Below are 21,129 nucleotides of genomic sequence, written 5' to 3' on the forward strand. Positions count from 1 at the left end.
GCAAGTTTGAGCAAAAGCGGCTTGCGGCCTAAAGCTTGCCGCTTGGAACTTGCCGCTTGTGGCTTATTTATCAGCTATCCAGCGCTTTGTATTTTTCGCGCAGGTGGTTACGGATCCACACGGCCGACAGGTTCAATGTCGCGATCACTAGGACCAGCAGCAGCGCCGTGGCGTATACCAGCGGCCGCGCGGCCTCGACGTTCGGGCTCTGGAAGCCGACGTCATAGATATGGAAGCCCAAGTGCATGATCTTCTGGTCCAGGTGCAGGTACGGGTAGTTGCCGTCCACCGGCAGTGACGGCGCCAGCTTCACCACACCCACCAGCATCAGCGGCGCCACCTCACCGGCAGCGCGTGCCACGGCAAGGATCATGCCGGTCATCATCGCCGGGCTGGCCATCGGCAGCACGATCTTCCACAAGGTTTCAGCCTTGGTCGCGCCGAGGGCCAACGAGCCTTCGCGAACGGTGCGAGGAATCCGCGCCAGGCCTTCTTCAGTGGCCACGATCACCACCGGCACCGCCAGCAGTGCCAGGGTCAGCGAAGCCCAGAGCAGGCCCGGCGTACCGAAGGTCGGTGCCGGCAAGGCTTCCGGGAAGAACAACCGGTCGACCGAGCCACCCAGTACGTAGACGAAGAAGCCCAGACCAAACACGCCGTACACGATGGCCGGAACGCCCGCCAGGTTGTTCACCGCGATGCGGATCACGCGGGTCAGGGTGTTCTGCTTGGCGTATTCACGCAGGTACACCGCCGCCAGCACGCCGAACGGGGTGACGATCATCGCCATGATCAGTGTCATCATCACGGTGCCGAAGATCGCCGGGAAAATCCCGCCTTCGGTGTTCGCTTCACGCGGGTCGTCGCTCAGGAATTCCCAGACCTTGCTGAAGTAGAAGCCGATCTTGGTCAGGGTGCTCATGGCGTTCGGCTGATAGGCGTGAACCACTTTGCCGATGCCGATTTCCACTTCCTTGCCGTTGGCATCGCGGGCCGTGAGGCTGTCGCGGTTGAACTGCGCGTGCAGATCGGCCAAACGTGCTTCGACGTCTTGGTAGCGAGCGTTCAGTTCAGCGCGCTCCGATTCCATGTCCGCTTGCGCGGCAGGGTCGAGTTTGCCTTCCAGTTCCAGCTTGCGACCGTGCAAGCGGATGCGCTCGAGACCGGCGTTGATCGCGCCAATGTCGGTTTTTTCCAGACTCTTGAGCTGCGCAGCCAGCTTGTTGACGCGATCCACGCGGGCCTGCAGCTCAGGCCATGCGGCTTCGCCTTCAGCGATGACCTTGCCGTCCTGCTTGACGTTGACCAGGTAGCCGTAGAAGTTGCCCCACTCACGACGCTCGATGGCCATCAGCTCCGGCGGCGTCGTCTGGTTGGTCAGCCACTCGCCGACGGTCCAGGTGAAGTCGTTGCCGTTCAGGTCGCGGTTGCCGACCTTGATCAGCTCGCGGGTCATGAATTCCGGGCCTTGATCCGGCACCGGCAAACCAGCGGACTTCAGACGTGCGCGGGGCACTTCTTCCTTCTGTACCACTTCGCCAATGACCAGGTGATTAGCCTGGCCCGGCACGTCGTAGTTGGCGTGGATCAGATCCGCCGGCCAGAAGTGACCCAGGCCGCGCACGGCGATCACCGCCAGCAGGCCAATGGTCATGATGACCGCGATGGACACCGCGCCACCGCTGATCCAGACGCCGGGGGCGCCGCTCTTGAACCATCCATTCAGGGAGTTCTGTTTCACAGACTTCTACCTTTCTTAAAGCGACGAGTATTTCTTGCGCAGACGCTGACGAATCAGTTCCGCGAGGGTGTTCATGACGAAGGTGAACAACAGCAACACCAGCGCCGAGAGGAACAGCACGCGGTAGTGGCTGCCACCGACTTCCGATTCGGGCATTTCCACCGCGACGTTGGCGGCCAGGGTGCGCAAGCCTTCGAACAGGTTCATTTCCATGACCGGGGTGTTACCGGTGGCCATCAACACGATCATGGTTTCCCCGACCGCACGGCCCATGCCGATCATCAGCGCCGAGAAGATGCCCGGGCTGGCGGTGAGGATCACCACGCGCGTCATGGTCTGCCACGGCGTGGCACCGAGGGCCAGGGAGCCGAGGGTGAGGCCACGCGGTACGCTGAACACGGCGTCTTCGGCGATGGAGTAGATGTTCGGGATGACCGCAAAGCCCATGGCCAGGCCGACCACCAGTGCGTTGCGCTGGTCATAGGTGATGCCCAGGTCGTGGGAGATCCACATGCGCATGTCGCCGCCGAAGAACCAGTTCTCCATGAACGGGCTCATGTACAGCGAGAGCCAGCCAACGAAGAGGATCACCGGGATCAGGATCGCGCTTTCCCAGCCATCCGGCACTTTCAGGCGAATGGACTCAGGCAGGCGACTGAAGACGAAACCGGCGACCAGAATGCCGATCGGCAGGAGCATCAGCAGGCTGAAGATGCCCGGCAAGTGCCCTTCTACATAAGGCGCCAGGAACAGACCGGCGAAGAAACCGAGGATCACCGTCGGCATCGCTTCCATCAGTTCGATCACTGGCTTGACCTTGCGGCGCATGCCCGGTGCCATGAAGTACGCGGTGTAGATCGCAGCGGCAACGGCCAGTGGAGCCGCCAGCAACATCGCGTAGAACGCGGCCTTGAGGGTACCGAAGGTCAGCGGCGACAGGCTCAGCTTGGGTTCGAAATCGGTGTTGGCGGCGGTCGATTGCCAGACGTATTTAGGCTCGTCGTAGTTCTCGTACCAGACCTTGCTCCACAGCGCGCTCCACGAGACTTCCGGGTGCGGGTTGTCGAGCAGCAACGGTTGCAGCTTGCCGCCGGCTTCCACGATCACGCGGTTGGCCCGTGGCGACAGGCCGAAAATGCCCTGGCCTTCGACCACTTGATCCACCAGCAAGGTGCGGTGGGCCGTACTGTGGAATACGCCGAGCTTGCCGGAGGCGTCGAGGGCGATAAAGCCCTTGCGGCGTTCTTCGGCAGTGATTTCAACAATAGGCGTGGTGCCCATCTGGAAGGTACGGATCTGCTTGAGGCGTTGTTCGCCGTCTTTGTCGCGTGCCATGAACCATTGAGCCAGGCCACCCTTGGAGTCGCCGACGATCAGCGAGATACCGCCAACCAGCTGAGTGCTGGCAGTAACTTGGGCTTCACCGTCTTCAAGCAGTTTGTAGCGACCGTTGAGACTCTTGTCGCGCAGGCTGAATACGTCGGCCTGGGCACGCCCGTTGACCACGTACAGCCACTGCTGACGCGGATCGACGAAGATGTTTTTCACCGGCTCAGTCATTTGCGGCAGATCGATACGCTTCTGCTCGTTGGTGATTTCGCCGGTCATCATGTTTTCTTCGCTGGTGAGCGACAACACATTGAGTTGCGAACCGGTGGCGCCAACCAGCATCAGGGTCGAATCGTTGGCGTTGAGGCTGACGTGCTCAAGCGCACCACCCGCCTCGTTCACCACGATAGGTGCTTCGCCGTACGGGTACTCGACCGCTGGCGAAATGGTTTTCTTGCCTTGCGGGTAGCTGACTTTATAGGTGTGACGGAACACCAGCGCCTGACCGTTGGACAGGCCCACGGCCACCAACGGGTGACCTGGCTGGTCTTCTCCGATGGAGGTCACGGTGACGCCGGCCGGAACAGGCAAATCGACGCGCTTGAGTTCAGCGCCACTGTCGATATCGAAGAACAGGGCCTGGCCTTTGTCGGAAACCCGCATGGCCACTTGGTTCTGCTCTTCCAGGGAGATCATCAGCGGCTTGCCGGCGTCTTGCATCCAGGCAGGCGTGATGGCGTCCTTGGCGGTCAGGCTGGCACCCTGGAACAGGGGCGCGACGACGTAGGCAAGGAAGAAAAAGATCAACGTGATCGCACCCAGCACGGCCAGGCCACCCACAAGGACGTACCAGCGGGTCAGGCGATCTTTGAGCGCGCGGATGCGGCGCTTGCGTTGCAGCTCAGGCGTATTGAAATCAATTCGCTTGGGGGGATTTGTAGTCATGTTGGAATTGGCCAGATCATTCATGCGCACACCCTAGCGATCCTGTATGACAGAAAGATGACAATGCAGTGACGCAACAAATCCGCCGCCAGCGGTGGCTGGCAGTGGATAGAGAATTAGAGGTGTATGAGGGCAGCTCCTGCCGCCCCCATGTGAATCCGGTGAGGTTCACACCGGATTCAATTTGTTACTTTTTTGCGACTTCAGCGCCGCCTTCCGACAGCCCCAGGTCAGCCAGTGCTTTTGCAGCAACCTTGGCTGGCAGTGGGATGTAACCGTCTTTCACGACCACTTCCTGACCCTGTTTCGACAGAACCAGCTTCACGAATTCAGCTTCCAGCGGGGCCAGAGGCTTGTTCGGGGCCTTGTTGACGTATACGTACAGGAAGCGGGACAGCGGGTATTTGCCGTTCAGGGCGTTTTCTTCGCTGTCTTCAATGAAGTCGGTGCTGCCTTTCTTGGCCAGGGCCACGGTCTTCACGCTGGCGGTCTTGTAACCGATGCCCGAGTAACCGATGCCGTTCAGCGAGGAGCTGATCGACTGCACGACCGAAGCCGAACCTGGTTGTTCGTTGACGTTTGGTTTGTAGTCGCCTTTGCACAGGGCTTCTTCTTTGAAGTAGCCGTAGGTGCCGGATACCGAGTTACGACCGAACAGTTGCACCGGCTTGTTGGCCAGGTCGCCGGTCACGCCCAGGTCACCCCAGGTTTTGACTTCGGTCTTGGCGCCGCACAGACGAGTGGACGAGAAGATCGCGTCGACTTGTTCCATGGTCAGGTGCTGGATCGGGTTGTCCTTGTGCACGAACACCGCCAAGGCGTCCACGGCAACCGGGATAGCGGTTGGCTTGTAGCCGTACTTCTGCTCGAAGGCAGCCAGTTCGGTGTCCTTCATCTTGCGGCTCATCGGGCCCAGGTTAGAGGTGCCTTCAGTCAGCGCAGGTGGCGCGGTGGCGGAGCCAGCGGCCTGAATCTGGATGTTTACGTTCGGGTATTCTTTTTTGTAGTTCTCAGCCCACAGGGTCATGAGGTTGGCCAGGGTATCGGAGCCGACGCTGGACAGGTTGCCCGACACACCAGTGGTCTTGGTGTAGCTCGGGATCGACGGGTCAACAGCGGCAACCGCGTTGGCAGTCGCAACGCCAGCAGCGACAAAAGTCATTGCCGCCATCAAACGCTTCAGTTTCATGCCTTACTCCTAGCAGATAGGGTGTGTTATTCGGGGCCAAGTATCAGCAGGCCGTGTGAACACTCTATGGCTGAAATATGACAATTGGATGAAAGGCCAGTATCGCGTTTTTACCGGGTGATTCGGGGCGCCCCAAATCGCTAGCAGGCTAGCTCCCACATTGAAATGCAATCCAATGTGGGAGCTAGCCTGCTAGCGATAGGACCGGTACAGCCACAGAGAACCGCGGGATCAGCGCCCTTTCTTCCAAAGATAACCGCCCACCACAATCCCGACGCCACACAGCACCGCCACATAATAGGCCGGCCCCATCGGGCTTTCCTTGAGCAACAGACTGACGATCATTGGCGTCAGGCCACCGAAAATGGCGTAGGCCACGTTGTAGGAAAAGGACAAGCCGCTGAAGCGCACCACAGGCGGGAACGCCTTGACCATGACGTACGGCACCGCACCGATGGTGCCGACCAGCAGGCCGGTCAGGGCATACAGCGGGAACAGCCAGTCTGGATGGTCGGCCAGGCTGTGGTAGAAGGTCCAGGAGCTGACCAGCAAGGCGGCGCAGCCGAACACGAATACTCGACCCGCGCCAAAGCGATCCGCCAGGGCGCCGGAAACGATGCAGCCAATGCTCAGGAACACGATCGCCACACTGTTGGCCTGCAGGGATGTGGTTGGCGAGAAGTGATAGACCGTTTGCAACACGGTCGGGGTCATCAGAATCAACACCACGATCCCGGCCGACAGCAGCCAGGTCAGCAGCATGGAAATCGCGATGGCACCACGATGGTCACGCAGCACCGCACGCAGCGGCACTTCTTCGGCCAGGGCCTTGCGCAATTGCAGTTCGGCGAACACCGGGGTTTCGTGCAACCAGCGGCGCAGGTACACCGAGAACAGGCCAAACACACCGCCGAGCAGGAATGGAATCCGCCAGGCGTAATCCGCCACTTCCACCGGGGTATACAGGCTGTTGATCGCCGTCGCCACCAGAGATCCCAGGAGGATGCCCGCCGTCAGGCCGCTGGTCAGGGTGCCGCAGGCGTAGCCAATGTGCCGCTGCGGGACGTGTTCGGAAACGAAGACCCAGGCGCCCGGCACTTCGCCGCCGATGGCCGCGCCCTGGATCACCCGCATCAGCAGCAACAGGATAGGCGCCCACATGCCGATCTGCGCATAGGTCGGCAGCAGGCCCATGATCAGGGTCGGCACCGCCATCATGAAAATGCTCAGGGTGAACATCTTCTTGCGCCCCAGCAGATCGCCGAAGTGCGCCATCACGATGCCGCCCAGTGGTCGAGCCAGATAGCCGGCGGCAAAAATGCCGAAAGTCTGCATCAAGCGCAGCCACTCCGGCATGTCCGCCGGGAAGAACAGTTTCCCCACTACCGTGGCAAAGAACACGAAAATGATGAAGTCGTAGAATTCCAGCGCGCCGCCCAGGGCCGACAGCGATAGGGTCTTGTAGTCGTTGCGGGTCAGCGGACGTGCAGGTTGGCTTGGCTGCGCGATACTCGAGGGCGCTGTGGTCATGGCAAGGGCTTCTCTTATAGTCAAATCTGCCGCCCCAACAACGCTGGCAAGGGCTCGGGCAGGACCGGCACCATAACAAATTGTTCGAAAAAGCACATAGAGGCGCGTTTTTGACAGTCAAAATGAGAACCGGACGGTCGTCTCGGAGTCTACCGACCGATATACTCGCAATCTCGCTGCAGTTCGAAAGGGTTGCTGTGCGAAAACGCCTGTCAGGTTCATAGGCGATTTCGCAGAGTTTCCCTTTAGGCGCCTTAAGAAAAACGTGACGAACGTAGTATGTTCGGTGCTTGGATCGTTTTTCGCGAAGACGGCTACCACCAGCAATACCAACGAAGAGTCACGGGTCAGAGGCCCCCCGGCATGATAGAGCTCGAACAAGAAGATCCGATCCCGCAAGGCGACCTGGCCCTGCAAATCACCGCCCTTCCTCGCGAAACCAACGGCTTTGGCGATATTTTCGGCGGCTGGCTGGTTTCGCAAATGGACTTGGCTGGCACCGCTATGGCCAGCAAGGTTGCCGGTGGGCGCGTGGCCACGGTGGCGATCGACCGTATGGCGTTCCTGGTACCGGTGGCGGTGGGCGCTCAGCTCTCCTTCTATACGCAGGCACTGGAAATCGGCCGTAGCTCGATCAAGATGATGGTCGAGGTCTGGAGCGACGATCCGCTGTCCAGCGAATGGCGTAAAGTCACTGAAGCGGTGTTCGTGTTCGTCGCCATCGATGGCAGCGGCCGCACCCGTTCGGTTCCGCCCAGAGCTCGTTAATAAAACGCTTTGTTAAACCCGGCGATCTTTTTGCAGTCTGTAGTCGTCATTGTTCCCGATCGAGAGCTGCCCCATGAACACGCCCAACGTTGAAGCCGTGAAACTGGATGAACTGAACTGCTGGCGCATCCGCCACGGCCAGGCCGAATTGCTGGTCGCCCAGCAAGGTGCGCAGATCCTCAGTTATCAACTGGCCGGCCAGCCACCGTTGATCTGGCTCAACGACGAGGCGGTGTTCAAGACGGGCAAGAGCATTCGTGCCGGCGTACCGGTTTGCTGGCCGTGGTTCGGCAACCTGGCGCGCAACCCACAGAGCGTTCAGTCGATGCGCGTCAGCCACGAACCGGCCGCAGCTCACGGCCTGGTGCGAGCGATGGACTGGGAACTGGGCGGCATAGAAGCAGAGGGCGATAGCCTCAAGATCGAATTCCTCCTGCCCTACCCCGAAGGCGGTCTGCCGGGCTGGCCGCATCAGGTGGACTTGACGCTGAGCATTCGTCTGGATGAACAGTTGCATATCCACCTGACCAGCCACAACCAGGGCGCTGAAAACGTCACCATCAGCCAGGCGCTACACAGCTATTTCGCCGTTAGCGATGTGCGCAACGTGCATGTCGAAGGGCTGGATGGCCTGGATTACATCGAGACGCTGGACGACTGGAAAACCGTCACTCAGTCCGGCGACTTGCGCTTTACCGGCGAGACCGATCGCATCTACCTGAATACCCCGGCGACGCTGAGCATCGTCGATCCAGCCTGGGAGCGCCGCATTGCGCTGACCAGCAGTGGTTCACGCTCCGCAGTGATCTGGAACCCATGGATCGAGCGCGCCGCCGCGTTCAGCGACATGGCCAACGATGGCTGGCAGCGCATGTTATGCATCGAGACCGCGAATGTGATGGGTGATGTGGTTTCGCTGGCGCCGGGTGCAAGCCATACCCTGGGCGTCAGCATCGCCAGCAAGCCGCTCTAAGCCGCACTACAAAAACACTGTGGGAGCGAGCAAGCTCGCTCCCACAGTGGTTTAGTGTTGCCGTTACAGATCCGACTCTTTCACCACCCGCACCTTCGCCGCATCCAGTGCATACGCCGCATCGGCCAGGTCATTGCTGACCTTCTCGATCTTCAGCGTGCCGGTCACCCACAGCGGTGTGTAGATGTCGTTGAGTTTCAAACCTTGCGGATAACGCACCAGCACCAGTTGATTCGGTGGTGGTGGCGGCACGTGGATGCAGGCACCCGGGTACGGCACCAGGAAAAACAGCGTGCTGCGTCCTTTCGCGTCGGTCTCCAACGGCACCGGATAACCACCGATACGAATGTTCTTGTCGTTCATCGACGCAACGGTTTTGGTCGAATACATCACCGCCGGCAAGCCTTTGCTCTGCTTCATGCCACCCTTTTCGGTAAAGGTGCCATTGGCCTCGGGGGAGTTGTGGTCGATTTCAGGCATGGCCTCGAGGGCTTTCTGGTCCGACTTGGGCATCAGTTCGAGCCAGTCGGTTTCCGGCAGTTCGCCGGCGTGGGCAAGGCCCGTTCCCAGGAAAAGAAGTGTCAACAATAGACGGCGCATGAAGGTGCTCGGTAAAAGGAAGGACAGTAATTCGCCGGGCATTTTAGCCCTCTCGGGTTGCGCGGCCGAGAGGACTTCGTCGCACGAATCAGTTCTTTTTGATCAGGCCGTAGACCACCAGCAACACAATGGCGCCGACCAGCGCACCAATGAAACCTGCACCTTGCCCGGCCTGGTAAATGCCCAATGCCTGGCCGCCATATGTAGCTGCCAGCGAACCGCCAATACCGAGCAGGATGGTCATGATCCAGCCCATGCTGTCATCGCCCGGTTTCAGGAACCGTGCCAGCAGGCCGACGATCAAGCCGATAAAGATGGTTCCGATAATTCCCATGGCATTTCCCTCTGAATGAAGTGGCTATGCCAAAGCCTAGTCAGACTTTGGCATCCTGCCATGAGAGAACGGCGGCCCCTGAATGGTTCCGCCGCTGCCACATGAAACTATTCGGCAATGAGCGCTTCGACCTTGAGGATCTGCGCGGCCAGCGTCTCGCGGTCCGCACAACGCAGGTTGGCGTGACCGACCTTGCGCCCGACCTTGAAGGCCTTGCCATAGTGGTGCAGATGGCAATCGGCGATGGCCAGGACTTTCTCGGTCTCGGGCACCTTGCCGATGAAGTTGAGCATGGCGCTCTCACCGACCTTGGCCGTCGATCCCAACGGCAGGCCGGCCACGGCGCGCAGGTGGTTTTCGAACTGGCTGCACTCGGCGCCTTCGGTGGTCCAGTGCCCGGAGTTGTGTACGCGCGGGGCGATTTCGTTGGCCTTGAGGCCACCGTCGACTTCAAAGAACTCGAACGCCATCACCCCCACGTAATCCAGTTGCTTGAGCACACGGCTGGAATAGTCTTCGGCCAGGGCTTGCAGCGGATGATCGGTGCTGGCCACGGACAGCTTGAGGATGCCGCTGTCGTGGGTGTTGTGCACCAGCGGGTAGAAGCGGGTCTCACCGTCTCGGGCACGCACGGCGATCAACGAGACTTCACCGGTGAACGGCACGAAGCCTTCCAGCAGGCAGGCGACGTTGCCCAGCTCGGCAAACGTGCCGACCACATCTTCAGGGGTGCGCAGGACTTTCTGGCCCTTGCCGTCGTAACCGAGGGTGCGGGTCTTGAGCACGGCCGGCAGACCGATGGAGGCCACAGCGGCGTCGAGATCGGCTTGCGACTGAATGTCGGCAAACGCCGGGGTTGGAATCCCCAGGTCCTTGAACATGCTCTTCTCGAACCAGCGATCGCGGGCAATGCGCAAGGCTTCGGCACTCGGATAAACCGGAACGAATTGCGACAGGAACGCCACGGTTTCGGCCGGGACGCTCTCGAATTCAAAGGTCACCAGATCGACTTCATCGGCCAACTGACGCAGGTGATCCTGGTCACCGTAGTCGGCGCGCAGGTGTTCACCCAATGCCGCAGCGCAGGCGTCCGGCGCCGGGTCCAGAAAAGCGAAGTTCATGCCCAGCGGAGTGCCCGCCAGCGCCAACATGCGGCCCAACTGGCCGCCACCGATTACACCGATCTTCATCGTCAACAACCTCAGGCGATGCGTGGGTCTGGATTTTCCAGGACGCTGTCTGTCTGCTCAGCACGGAAGGTTTTCAACACCGCGTGGAACTGCGGGTGCTTGGCGCCCAGGATACTCGCCGACAGCAGCGCGGCGTTGATCGCGCCAGCCTTGCCGATGGCCAGGGTGGCGACCGGAATGCCCGCAGGCATCTGCACAATAGAGAGCAGCGAATCGACACCCGAGAGCATCGACGACTGCACCGGCACGCCCAGCACCGGCAGGTGGGTCTTGGCCGCACACATGCCAGGCAAGTGGGCCGCGCCACCGGCACCGGCGATGATCACCTCGATGCCACGCGCCTCGGCTTCTTCAGCGTACTGGAACAGCAGGTCCGGGGTGCGGTGGGCAGAGACCACTTTCACCTCGTAGGGGATGCCGAGCTTTTCCAGCATATCGGCGGTGTGGCTAAGGGTGGACCAATCGGACTTGGAGCCCATGATCACGCCAACCAATGCACTCATCGTCGTGCCTCTTCTCTCTGGGCGCCCGCAGGCGCATCAAAAAACAACAAGCCACGCAAAATGCGTGGCTTGATTGTACGAATTATGGCCGGGCGAACCGGCCGAAGGCCGCGCAGTATACCGCAATACGCCAGATAAACAGCCCCTCTTGCGACCATCTGTCATCTGAGGCGGCATGAATATTTACTGACTTTAAAGTCAGCCGGCACGGCTATTCCAGATGCACGGCTCATATAGATAAAAACACCAACTTCAGCAGCAACTAATTTGCAAAAAATAGACACTATGAAATTGAAAGAAACATAGATTTATTCGCAACCCCAGAGTAACAGACATAAATTAACCAACTCCACGATCAACAAACACACAGCCGAAACAACCTATTATTAAAAGGACTTAATAATGACGAACACCATTGAGCAAAAGAAAAAACCCATCATCATTATCGCCATCATTCACGACGATGTAGCTGCCACCGCACGGAAAACGATTTACGATGATCACTTTCGTCCATTTATAACGGAACTGGAAAGTTTCACCGGTCGAAAATTCCATGTCATTTTTGGCAAAGGCGCCCCTTATAGCAACTTTGACTACAGGGGTAGCGATACATTGAGAACGCTAGCAAAATGGGAAAACCATGGCTACAGGTACATAAAAAAACTGGAAGAGCAAGGTCACATCTTTGAAAAGCCGCCCTTGGTAGTTCTGCTTACCCATGATTATCTAAATGAACAAGCTGCTGGCGTCGCACTCATTCGCCCCCCCTTTCAAACCGGGAACTTTGCAATCGCCTCACTGACCAGCTACATAACGGTGGGCCATGAAATTGGGCACTTGCTGGGTGCGACACATGAAAATTCGGAAGTCCAGTACAACGGCTGGTGGTGCGAAACTTATATGACGCCCGAAAGGGACCCCATGAAATCCATTTGTTATGCTTACAGCCCGGCCAATCGGGAGAACATAAAAAGGTATCTGAATAGCAAGGCATGAAGTTGAATCCAGTCGAAATGGACAGCTTCAACGCGGCCACATTTAACGACTCAGCTATTACCACTCGCCGCCCCACCCTCCAGCTTGCGCCACAACAACCGCACATTCGCCTTGCGCACCAGCGCGCAGCGATACAGGCGAATTTCCAGTGGCACATGCCATTGCGGGCCGCCGCAGACCACCAGTTCACCGCGCGCCAGTTCGGCGCGCACACTCAGTTGCGGCACCCAGGCGATGCCCAGTCCCTCCAGCGCCATGCTTTTGAGGCTGTCGGCCATGGCGGTTTCGTAGATGGTGGTGAAACGCAGCGCTCGCTGACGTAACAGCATGTTCACCGAGCGACCGAGAAACGCACCGGCGCTGTAGGCCAGCAAAGGCACACTGCCCTCACCTTCCAGATCGAACAGCGGCTTGCCCTCTGCATCCGCCGCGCAAACCGGGAGCATCTCGGTATGGCCCAGGTGTAGCGAAGGGAAGATTTCCGGGTCCATCTGCATGGCCGCATCCGGGTCGTAGAACGCGAGCATCAGGTCGCAGCCACCTTCCCGCAAGGCATGCACCGCATCGCCAACGTTGGTTGCCACCAATCGTGTGGCGATGTTCAGGCCTTCGTTGCGCAGCTGGGCGATCCAGCGCGGAAAGAACCCCAGCGCCAGCGAGTGAGCGGCAGCGACCTGCATCACTTCACCCTGCCCGCCTTCCAGATGATGCAAATGACGCAACACCTCACCGAGTTGCTCGACCACGGTCCGTGCGGTGACGAGGAACAACTGCCCCGCCGCCGTCAGCTCCACCGGCGTGCGCGAGCGGTTGACCAGCGTCAGGCCCAGCGCGGCTTCCAGGCTGCGGATCCGCCGACTGAACGCCGGCTGGGTCACGAAACGCCGTTCCGCCGCCTGGGAGAAGCTGCGGGTGGCAGCCAGAGCACTGAAGTCCTCCAGCCATTTGCTTTCCAGATTCATCACGTCCTCCCGGACACGCACCAATTTAGGTCACACGCTCGCCGCACACACGGCGTCACACCGGCATTATGCCGAATGTGCATAAGCCAGTGTTTAACAGCATTGGCCCAAATTTCTCCACAAGCCTAGCATTTGCAGTGTTCCGGCACAGACCGGGTCCATATCGAGATGATTTCTATCATGTCCTCCGCTGCATCTTTCCGCACAGAAAAAGACCTGCTTGGCGTACTCGAAGTACCGGCTCAAGCGTATTACGGCATCCAGACCCTGCGAGCGGTGAACAACTTCCGTCTCTCCGGCGTTCCGATCTCGCACTACCCGAAGCTGGTTGTCGGCCTGGCCATGGTCAAACAAGCCGCCGCTGACGCCAACCGTGAATTGGGTCACCTCAGTGAAGCCAAGCACGCGGCCATCAGCGAAGCCTGTGCACGTTTGATCCGCGGCGATTTCCACGAAGAGTTCGTGGTAGACATGATTCAAGGCGGCGCTGGCACTTCGACCAACATGAACGCCAACGAAGTGATCGCCAACATCGCACTGGAGGCCATGGGTCACCAGAAAGGCGAATATCAGTACCTGCACCCGAACAACGACGTGAACATGGCGCAGTCGACCAACGACGCTTACCCGACGGCTATCCGCCTGGGTCTGCTGTTGGGTCACGATGCGCTGCTGGCCAGCCTCGACAGCCTGATTCAGTCGTTTGCCGCCAAAGGTGCAGAATTCAACCACGTCCTGAAGATGGGCCGTACCCAGCTGCAAGACGCCGTGCCGATGACCCTCGGCCAGGAATTCCGTGCTTTCGCCACGACCCTGGGCGAAGACCTGGCACGCCTGAAAACGCTGGCACCTGAACTGCTGACCGAAGTGAACCTGGGCGGCACCGCGATCGGCACCGGCATCAACGCCGACCCGCGCTACCAGCACCTGGCCGTTCAGCGCCTGGCAACCATCAGCGGTCATCCGCTGGTACCGGCAGCCGACCTGATCGAAGCCACTTCCGACATGGGCGCGTTCGTGCTGTTCTCCGGCATGCTCAAGCGTACCGCAGTCAAGCTGTCGAAGATCTGCAACGACTTGCGCCTGCTGTCCAGCGGTCCACGCACCGGCATCAACGAAATCAACCTGCCAGCGCGTCAGCCGGGCAGCTCGATCATGCCAGGCAAGGTCAACCCGGTTATCCCGGAAGCCGTTAACCAAGTCGCGTTCCAGATCATCGGTAACGACCTGGCGCTGACCATCGCGGCCGAAGGCGGCCAGCTGCAACTGAACGTGATGGAGCCGCTGATCGCGTTCAAGATCTTCGACTCGATCCGCCTGCTGCAACGCGCCATGGACATGCTGCGCGAGCACTGCATCGTCGGCATCACCGCCAACGAAGAGCGCTGCCGTGAACTGGTCGAACACTCGATCGGCCTGGTCACCGCACTGAACCCGTACATCGGCTATGAAAACGCCACCCGCATCGCCCGTATCGCACTCGAAAGCGGTCGCGGCGTGCTGGAACTGGTGCGCGAAGAAGGCTTGCTCGACGACGCCATGCTCGCCGACATCCTGCGCCCGGAAAACATGATTGCTCCGCGTCTGGTTCCGCTTAAGGCCTGATCCGACGCGTTACCTGTAGCACCGCTCACCAGGTCGAGGGACTAGACACCTCTCACCTTTTGAGGGCTTGGAGATCATTCTCCAGGCCCTTTTTTTATCCGCGACAGAAGCAAAACCTCAACCCCTGCGAAACCCGACCTAACAACAAACCCGCGATATGAAACCGGGACGAACATCGACCCGCCTGTTGTGCCGAGCGCCAACGGGTGTAACGCAATGTGTCCGTCCGGCCAGCATTTGCCTAAACAAAAAACAGCGAGGAAAAATCCATGCTCGAAGTCATTAACGACTTCCTCTCAGGGAAAGTACTGATCGTGCTCATTGTCGGGCTCGGTAGCTATTTCACGATCCGCTCGCGTTTCGTTCAATTGCGTCACTTCTTCCACATGTTCGCCGTGTTCCGCGACAGCCTTAAAAGCAGCGCCGGGCAACTCAGCTCGTTCCAGGCCCTGATGCTCAGCCTTGCCGGCCGCGTCGGTGCAGGCAACATCGCCGGTGTCGGCATCGCCGTGACCCTTGGCGGACCAGGCGCGGTGTTCTGGATGTGGGTGACCGCGCTGGTCGGCATGTCCAGCAGCTTCTTTGAATGCTCCCTTGGCCAGCTCTACAAACGCGCCGATGCCGACGGCACCTACCGGGGCGGCCCGTCCTACTACATCCAGCATGGCCTGCAAAAACGCGGGCTCGGCATGCTCATGGCATTCCTGCTGCTGGTGACGTTCGGCTTCGCCTTCAACGGCCTGCAAGCCCACGCCGTGACCCACTCACTGAACAATGCCTTCGGTCTGGACACGACCTACACCGGCATCGGCCTGGCCGTGCTGCTGGGCCTGGTGTTCATTGGCGGAATCAAGCGCATCGCCAAGGTCGCCGACCTGCTGGTGCCGGTGAAAACCCTGGTGTACATCGGCGTGACCCTCTACGTGATCGTGCTGCAGTTCGATCACGTTCCAGCCATGCTGATGACCATCGTCAAAAGCGCCTTTGGTCTGGACCAGGCCTTCGGCGGCCTGATCGGCAGCGCCATCGTCATGGGCGTGAAGCGTGGCGTGTTCGCCAACGAAGCGGGGCTGGGCAGCGCGCCCAACGTGGCCGCAGTGGCTTCGGTCGAGCACCCGGTAGCGCAAGGTGTGGTGCAAGCCTTCAGCGTGTTCCTCGACACCTTCGTGATCTGCACCTGCACGGCGTTGCTGATCCTGCTCTCGGGCTTCTACACCCCGGGCTTCGAAGGCGATGGCATCGCCCTGACCCAAAACTCACTGGCCGCCGTGGTCGGTGACTGGGGCCGGATGTTCATTTCCGTGGCGCTGGCGTTGTTCGTGTTCACCTCGATCCTCTACAACTACTACCTGGGCGAGAGCAACCTGCGCTTCCTGATCGGCGAAAACCGCAAGGCGCTGATGGGCTACCGTGCGCTGGTGCTGGTGTTGATTTTCTGGGGCGCCATCGAGAACCTCGGCACCGTGTTCGCCTTCGCCGACATCACCATGACCCTGCTCGCGTTCGTCAACCTGATCGCGCTGTTCCTGCTGTTCAAGGTCGGCATGCGCATCCTGCGTGACTACGACGACCAGCGCGCCGCCGGGATCAAGACGCCGGTGTTCGATTCCGCCAAGTTCCCGGACTTGGACCTGGATCGCCAGGCGTGGCCGGCCAATCCGCCAGCCGCCACCAAGGCCCAAGCCGAACCGCATGGCGTACCTGCAGCGCAACGCTGACGGGTAGATGACGGGCGCATACTCCGCGCCCGTCAGTTAAAGTTCGAAAAACTGTGGAAGCGAGCAAGCTCACTTCCACAGGCACTCTTCCTTCCGGAGACTCCCCATGAATTCCTCGAACTACCCTGCCGCCCAGCACGTCATGGTGCTCTACACCGGCGGCACCATCGGCATGCAAGCCAGCGCCCATGGTCTGGCCCCGGCCTCCGGTTTCGAAGCGCGCATGCGCGAGTACCTGCACAGCCAACCGGAACTGGTCGTGCCGCAGTGGCGCTTTCGCGAGATGTCGCCGCTGATCGACAGCGCCAACATGACCCCGGCCTACTGGCAGCAACTGCGTGAAGCCGTGGTCGATGCCGTTGACGTGCAAGGCTGCGACAGCGTGCTGATCCTGCATGGCACCGACACCCTGGCCTACAGCGCTGCGGCGATGAGCTTCCAGTTGCTCGGCCTGCAGGCCCGCGTGTGCTTCACCGGCTCCATGCTGCCGGCCGGCGTCACTGATAGCGATGCCTGGGAAAACCTCAGCGGCGCGCTGGTTGCCTTGGGCCAAGGCCTGGCACCGGGTGTGCACCTGTACTTCCATGGCGAGCTGTTGGCACCGACCCGCTGCGCGAAAGTACGCAGTTTTGGCCGCCATCCCTTCAAGCGCCTGGAACGTCAGGGCGGCGGCGTGAAAGCGCCTTCGATTGCGCCGCAGTTGAACTACAACCAACCCAGGCAATTGGCGAACGTCGCGGTACTGCCACTGTTCCCCGGCATCGGCGCCGAGGTACTGGACGGCTTGCTCGCCAGCGGCATTCAAGGCCTGGTGCTGGAGTGCTATGGCAGTGGAACCGGGCCCAGCGACAATCCGGGGTTCCTCGCCAGCCTGGGGCGAGCGCGGGACAAAGGCGTGGTGGTAGTGGCGGTCACGCAGTGCCATGAAGGTGGCGTCGAGCTGGATGTATACGAGGCCGGCAGTCGCTTGCGCGGGGTCGGCGTGTTGTCCGGCGGCGGCATGACCCGTGAAGCGGCGTTCGGCAAGTTGCACGGGTTGTTGGGGGCGGGGCTGGAAACGAGCGAAGTCCGACAACTTGTAGAACTCGACCTCTGTGGCGAGCTGGCCTGAGGCAAACAGGGCCGGTTGCAACTTAGCAAGCCTTCCTGTCCGTCGCCGTCAGGAAGGCTTGCCCTGTCACTTCAGTCTATTGATGGAAAAACACCTGCCTGGCCGTCGTTCGGCTAATGTCGCCACGCCATATGCTGGTCACTGCGTGGCCAGCCGCCTGTTGATCCTTCTGAAAATTCAGGCCCAGTCGGCGCTGCGCGACCGTTTTCAAATGCGCCTTGGCAAAGGAATCTGTAGCAGCCTCTTTTGTCGGGTAGTGAAAATGGGCATACCACAGCACATTGTTGTCGGTGTCGCGGATCTCGTATTCCTGCAAAAAGTCAGTGCCTTTACCCCCAGAGCTGTCGGTTCGCCCGCCGACCTTGCGGATGCTTATCTCTTCTGCCTCCAACAGATACTCCACCGCCCCCGCGGTCGGGTTCCGCGACTTGTACATTTCGATGCGTGTTTGCTGTGCCAGCTTCCGAAGGCGCGTGGCTCTATCCCTCAATTGACCGACGACTGGCTCTAATGACACTTCACCCGCCGACCGGGTCAACGCCTCGATGTTGTTGGCGGCAGCGTCAAACGGGTCAGCCTGGTTCATGATGAGACTTTCTATATCGGCCGGCGGACGATCGGATTTGGCCATGCGCCCGGCCTCAGCCACCTGCCTGTCGTATCCGGCCAATAGATCTCGCGCATTTTTCTCCAGTTTTCCAAGCTTCCTTGTGGCCCGAACACTAAGCGGCATGCCTCCCAGCAGCCGTAGTCGGAAATCGAAACTCCAGCGACCCTGCTCATCGCTTTTCAACCAAGGGCCCCTGCGCGACGCCCTCGTCAGATCGGTGATCACAACCCCATCCAATGTAGGCGACACCCGAAACCAGTCATCTTCGACGCAGGCATACAAGTTGCCGCCTTGCTTATATAGCCCGCGAAACTCGCCGGATTTGACCAACGAATCTCCGCGCAGCGGCGCCGAAAGCCTGAAAGACTTGAGATTGGCCAGCTGTGGAGCTGACAACTGGCCTCGCGCACTGTTCCAGCCAAAAGAAAGCTTCGGCTCTCCCCCGAAAGGGCCGACAGGCCGCCTGTCAATTTTATTGTCGAGCAGGATGCGCAGATCGAGCGCGGTTTCGCCGACAACGCCAGACGCTTCGGTGCGCGCAATCGCAGGCACGGGCGAACCCGAGTGCACCAGTATCAAGGCCAGGTTCATCAACACATCTGCCGCTGCTTCCAATCGATTCTCGGCATTTTCGCGTTGAACAAGCCCTTCAATGCTTTTGGTGAGTTGGACCAAAAGGCCGATAGTAGCCAATGGGCCGTCCAACAATGGTTGTAACAGGTTGAACAATACCCACCCGAAGTCCTTGAGTTGATCCCAGCGGGCCTCAGAGTTCGATACGGAATCACCTTTGGCCTGCTCGATCAGTGCCTGGGCGCAAGCCCGGTACAGCGCGCTGAACACGTCCACTGAGACCGCGCTGGCGAGCGAGACGCGTTGCAACTGGAGCACGTCGAACTCACCGAGAATGACCCCTCCTACATGGGGCTCCACGAAGCCGCCGTTGGCATAGATGTGGCGAATCGAGGGTGCCAGCCCGGCAAGCACGCTGCGCTGCAATGACTCATCCTCCTGAATGGCGCTCAACAAATCTGCCCACGAGACAAACTCGAGCATTGGTTCGTCCGAAGCAGGTCGGTAGAGAATGTGTGGCCCGCGTCCAAGCTCCTGCGGGCCGATCACAAACATGTTCAAGACGTAGTCCGTTCTGGAGTCGGCTCCAGCCTGGAATCCCAGCGGTCGGACCACCATGGCATGTCCCTCGACCTGACGATCGACCGCGGCCGTTTGCAGGGCGGCGACAACCTGTCGATAAGCCGGATCGGACAAGCGCTTGCGGATTTTCAGTTCCAGTGCCAACAACGGCAGTTGAATGCTCATGCTTGCGCGAAATTGTTTTCGTCGCTTTTGGGACTCATCGGAGTCGCCCAGCAATTTGCGCTGCAACAGGTCGGGATAACGCTGGCCGATGTCAGCGCGAGTAGTCAGGTCCCTCAGATAGTCATAGGTCAGCCACGCCGGTGGTTCGCCGTTGCGATAATGGATCTGCGATGGAACCAGAGGCAACGCGCCGATATTTTTCACGGCCAGTTGCGAAAATGCCGAGCGGGTTGTCTGGTAGCGAGGCTCGGGAAATGGCGGATCAATGATTTCGAACGCCGTGTTCTCCAACCGCCGCTGCGTCACCTCGATATCGCGCACATTGATAAGCTTTCGGGTCGGATCGTCTGCGACCATCAGCGCCTTCAATGCCTGCTCGGCATACTCATGAATGGGCGCGATGTCCGACAGGAATGAAGTACCGGTTCGACTCTGGTCCGCCTGCGAGGCCAGCAATTTGCTGTAAGCAACGCGATCCGCCGGACTGGCTTGCTTTAGCCATGATGGCAACAAGTCTTCCAGGGTCGACAACCGGGTTTCATGACCTGAACGAAAGGCACCCAGTAGCGTCGAGGGACTACTGACCTGCTCCAGCCGTCGTTCGAGCGTCGGCAAGTCGGCGAACACTTCGGGCTTGATCGCCGCAATAACCTGCAGCTGACGCTCGAGAAGACTCAGGGTCAGCGCGTCGAAAATGTCATGTTCAGGCCAGTAGTTTCTTAGCGACAGGGGTCCCGCACGGCGCACACCAAACCAGGATCGCGTCATGGCTTCCTCGGAGCTGAATACTTCGATTCCGCCGGACAATGTGAACAGTAGCGCAATGGTTCGCCCGCCCACATTGCGGGTCATCGACAGGACCAGCACATCATCCGCAGTGGCGGTGCTGACGTCCTCATACACGAATGTCACGGCAGCCTGGGTCGCCGCATCGCCCTGGACCCTTTCGCGCTGGGTGTTAACGGGGTAATCAAGCACACCCTGTACCGCCAGCCGTGCTTCACCGGCAAGTGCTTGGGAGGCTATCCGCAGTTGCTCTCGGAACAGATCGCGCAGTCGTTGCCAGAGAGCGGCGTCGTTCCCGCTCGATTGGCTCCAGAAGTCGACCAGCTCTTGTTGATAGCACTGCAGCAACTGCGGCCCCCATTCATCGAGCACCTCGCTGATTTCGCTCAATTCAACGTTAATGGCTGGAGGCGTTTCTACGTTGGAGTAGCGTGAGAGAAAGCTCTTGTCACTGAAAACCCTGCAACTACCCTTCCAGTAACTTTCGAGCAACAGATCCGTCAGTCCGTAGCTTAGATAACCCGCAAAGCTTGACCCTCCCGGGGTTTCATTCCACCGAGGTTCGAGTACGACAGCGCTTGCAACCTTGATATCGAGGCTGGGAAACAGGTCATCCAGGACTTGTTGCAAGGTCCTTCGGGCCGTTTCTCGCAAGGTGGGGCGATTGGCAAACAGGTGCAAAATGCTCAAGGCCTGTGAAGCCACCTCAGCATCCGGCCGCAGGGGACGCAGCAGGCGGGTATCGGTTGAGGTCGTGTCTGAAGAGGTCATGATTAAAGTCCATCCCTGGGTACATGAAATGTCGTCACGACAGCCAACGCTCGGGCGTGTGACCGTCATGACCAAGGTAATAACCTTGCAGACACGGAAGGCGGTATCCACGTATAGCTTCTGTAACCGTTGGCTTCACCGGGCGTGC

The 21,129-nt window shown here is 59.6% G+C and carries 16 protein-coding genes; 6 read left to right on the forward strand and 10 right to left on the reverse strand.

The features are described 5' to 3' along the window. Window positions 1-70 precede the first annotated feature (70 nt). From pstA to ACX3YD_RS15020, 4 genes are all read right to left on the reverse strand, one after another. Window positions 71-1,741, reverse strand: coding sequence for a phosphate ABC transporter permease PstA (gene pstA / locus ACX3YD_RS15005; protein WP_458960437.1), 1,671 nt, complete (start codon window positions 1,739-1,741; stop codon window positions 71-73). 15 nt (window positions 1,742-1,756) lie between these two features. After that, window positions 1,757-4,039, reverse strand: coding sequence for an ABC transporter permease subunit (locus ACX3YD_RS15010; protein ID WP_458960438.1), 2,283 nt, complete (start codon window positions 4,037-4,039; stop codon window positions 1,757-1,759). Window positions 4,040-4,202: 163 nt separating this feature from the next. Further along, window positions 4,203-5,204, reverse strand: coding sequence for a phosphate ABC transporter substrate-binding protein PstS (locus ACX3YD_RS15015; RefSeq protein ID WP_090466337.1), 1,002 nt, complete (start codon window positions 5,202-5,204; stop codon window positions 4,203-4,205). 231 nt (window positions 5,205-5,435) lie between these two features. Further along, window positions 5,436-6,734, reverse strand: a complete 1,299-nt coding sequence (locus tag ACX3YD_RS15020) for an MFS transporter (RefSeq protein ID WP_458960439.1) — start codon at window positions 6,732-6,734, stop codon at window positions 5,436-5,438. Window positions 6,735-7,097: 363 nt separating this feature from the next. Between ACX3YD_RS15020 and ACX3YD_RS15025 the strand changes: the two genes are divergently transcribed. After that, the gene (locus ACX3YD_RS15025) at window positions 7,098-7,502 is read left to right on the forward strand and encodes an acyl-CoA thioesterase (protein ID WP_047535207.1); all 405 of its coding nucleotides are present in this window, start codon (window positions 7,098-7,100) and stop codon (window positions 7,500-7,502) included. Between the two features lie 73 nt (window positions 7,503-7,575). Beyond that, window positions 7,576-8,475 (forward strand): D-hexose-6-phosphate mutarotase, encoded by a 900-nt coding sequence (locus tag ACX3YD_RS15030; RefSeq protein ID WP_458960440.1) that lies wholly within the window; start codon window positions 7,576-7,578, stop codon window positions 8,473-8,475. Window positions 8,476-8,538: 63 nt separating this feature from the next. On the opposite strand, the gene ACX3YD_RS15035 is transcribed toward ACX3YD_RS15030, so the two are convergent. The 4 genes from ACX3YD_RS15035 to purE all read right to left on the reverse strand — a co-directional run bounded on the left by ACX3YD_RS15035 (window position 8,539) and on the right by purE (window position 11,102). Next, complete coding sequence (locus ACX3YD_RS15035; RefSeq protein WP_103403008.1) at window positions 8,539-9,075, reverse strand: DUF3299 domain-containing protein; 537 nt, start codon at window positions 9,073-9,075, stop codon at window positions 8,539-8,541. An 88-nt stretch (window positions 9,076-9,163) separates the two neighbouring features. After that, on the reverse strand, window positions 9,164-9,409 hold the full coding sequence (locus ACX3YD_RS15040; protein WP_103402960.1) for a GlsB/YeaQ/YmgE family stress response membrane protein: 246 nt from the start codon (window positions 9,407-9,409) through the stop codon (window positions 9,164-9,166). 107 nt (window positions 9,410-9,516) lie between these two features. Next, window positions 9,517-10,599: a 5-(carboxyamino)imidazole ribonucleotide synthase gene (locus ACX3YD_RS15045; protein ID WP_047535216.1), complete on the reverse strand. Its 1,083-nt coding sequence runs from the start codon at window positions 10,597-10,599 to the stop codon at window positions 9,517-9,519. Window positions 10,600-10,610: 11 nt separating this feature from the next. Further along, window positions 10,611-11,102, reverse strand: a complete 492-nt coding sequence (gene purE, locus ACX3YD_RS15050; protein ID WP_017341565.1) for a 5-(carboxyamino)imidazole ribonucleotide mutase — start codon at window positions 11,100-11,102, stop codon at window positions 10,611-10,613. A 402-nt stretch (window positions 11,103-11,504) separates the two neighbouring features. Here purE and ACX3YD_RS15055 point away from each other — a divergent pair, with 402 nt between their 5' ends. After that, window positions 11,505-12,098 (forward strand): reprolysin-like metallopeptidase, encoded by a 594-nt coding sequence (locus ACX3YD_RS15055; RefSeq protein WP_458960441.1) that lies wholly within the window; start codon window positions 11,505-11,507, stop codon window positions 12,096-12,098. A 50-nt stretch (window positions 12,099-12,148) separates the two neighbouring features. On the opposite strand, the gene ACX3YD_RS15060 is transcribed toward ACX3YD_RS15055, so the two are convergent. Further along, entirely contained in the window at window positions 12,149-13,060 is a 912-nt protein-coding gene (locus tag ACX3YD_RS15060) for a LysR substrate-binding domain-containing protein (RefSeq protein ID WP_103402963.1), read from the reverse strand. 180 nt (window positions 13,061-13,240) lie between these two features. Between ACX3YD_RS15060 and aspA the strand changes: the two genes are divergently transcribed. The 3 genes from aspA to ACX3YD_RS15075 all read left to right on the forward strand — a co-directional run bounded on the left by aspA (window position 13,241) and on the right by ACX3YD_RS15075 (window position 17,494). Then, window positions 13,241-14,665: an aspartate ammonia-lyase gene (aspA, locus tag ACX3YD_RS15065; protein WP_047535225.1), complete on the forward strand. Its 1,425-nt coding sequence runs from the start codon at window positions 13,241-13,243 to the stop codon at window positions 14,663-14,665. 269 nt (window positions 14,666-14,934) lie between these two features. Then, a complete protein-coding gene (locus ACX3YD_RS15070; RefSeq protein WP_047535227.1) occupies window positions 14,935-16,383 on the forward strand; it encodes an alanine/glycine:cation symporter family protein in 1,449 nt (482 codons plus the stop codon). Between the two features lie 106 nt (window positions 16,384-16,489). Beyond that, window positions 16,490-17,494, forward strand: a complete 1,005-nt coding sequence (locus tag ACX3YD_RS15075; RefSeq protein WP_458960442.1) for an asparaginase — start codon at window positions 16,490-16,492, stop codon at window positions 17,492-17,494. 76 nt (window positions 17,495-17,570) lie between these two features. Here the strand turns inward: ACX3YD_RS15075 and ACX3YD_RS15080 are convergent, their stop codons facing one another. After that, window positions 17,571-20,981, reverse strand: coding sequence for a dermonecrotic toxin domain-containing protein (locus ACX3YD_RS15080; protein ID WP_458960443.1), 3,411 nt, complete (start codon window positions 20,979-20,981; stop codon window positions 17,571-17,573). Window positions 20,982-21,129 lie beyond the last annotated feature (148 nt).

Source organism: Pseudomonas fluorescens group sp. PF-1 (assembly GCF_054481335.1).